Origin of the sequence: Streptococcus parasanguinis (assembly GCF_001578955.1) — a bacterium.
Classification (GTDB): Bacteria; Bacillota; Bacilli; order Lactobacillales; family Streptococcaceae; genus Streptococcus; species Streptococcus parasanguinis_U.
Genome location: NZ_KQ969689.1, coordinates 570,733 through 571,402, shown reverse-complemented (window position 1 = coordinate 571,402; position 670 = coordinate 570,733). Strand labels below are relative to the sequence as shown.

Genomic DNA, 670 nt, shown 5'->3' with positions numbered 1-670 from the left:
GTTTTGACCAAGTAGTCTGCAATCTCTCGTGTAAAACCGGTCGGTGAAGGAATGGCTGTTAATTCCTGCAAATAAGTCACTGTCTGATTCATAATGCCTCCAAATGTGTTTTTCTTTATTCTAGCATGAAATAGGTGGAATAGCTAGAGGAGAGGTTACAGGGTGGACTATTCAACATTTCTCTTTGAATACAACATAATTATACAAAGTCTAATTGAATAGTTTGATTGCTCTCCATTTTTTTTGCTGTATTAATAATATCTTCTATTTCTCTTTGAGTTATCGGAAGATTCTCATGAGGGGGCTCCCATTGTGTCATACTATCTTTATAAACAACAAATTTTTTATTGATCAGCAATTCTCCTTGTGCTCTTAAGAGGAAACCATTCTCTAAATCAAAAGTAATTGTTGATCTTGTTCCTGTAATTTTCATTTCTACCTCTCGAATATAATTTTTTCTACCCCTGTTTTAGGATCTATTGTTGTAACCTTAGTAACATTTGGATTTGCCTTCAATCTTGGTAGTTCGATGTTTTCCCAAATATTTCCCGGTCGTAGTTCGCTACCAACTACAGCTCTTATTTCACCAGATACTTGCTCTGCGTAAACATTCGAAGCTTCCTCCCAAGCTGTTACACTTGAAGGAGTATTAAAATCCCATTCAGGCATT

At 35.8% G+C, this 670-nt stretch carries 1 protein-coding gene and 1 pseudogene; both read right to left on the bottom strand.

The genetic code is table 11. The features are described from left to right. Positions 1-199: 199 nt before the first annotated feature. Complete coding sequence (locus tag SPADD19_RS02630; protein ID WP_049503658.1) at positions 200-433, bottom strand: Imm74 family immunity protein; 234 nt, start codon at positions 431-433, stop codon at positions 200-202. Between the two features lie 2 nt (positions 434-435). Next, positions 436-670, bottom strand: a pseudogene (locus tag SPADD19_RS02625) (hypothetical protein); the annotation flags it as partial.

Bases quoted from the DNA above. Each gene is read 5' to 3' on its own strand.
- SPADD19_RS02630 (WP_049503658.1), bottom strand. From the start codon at position 433: ATGAAAATTACAGGAACAAGATCAACAATTACTTTTGATTTAGAGAAT.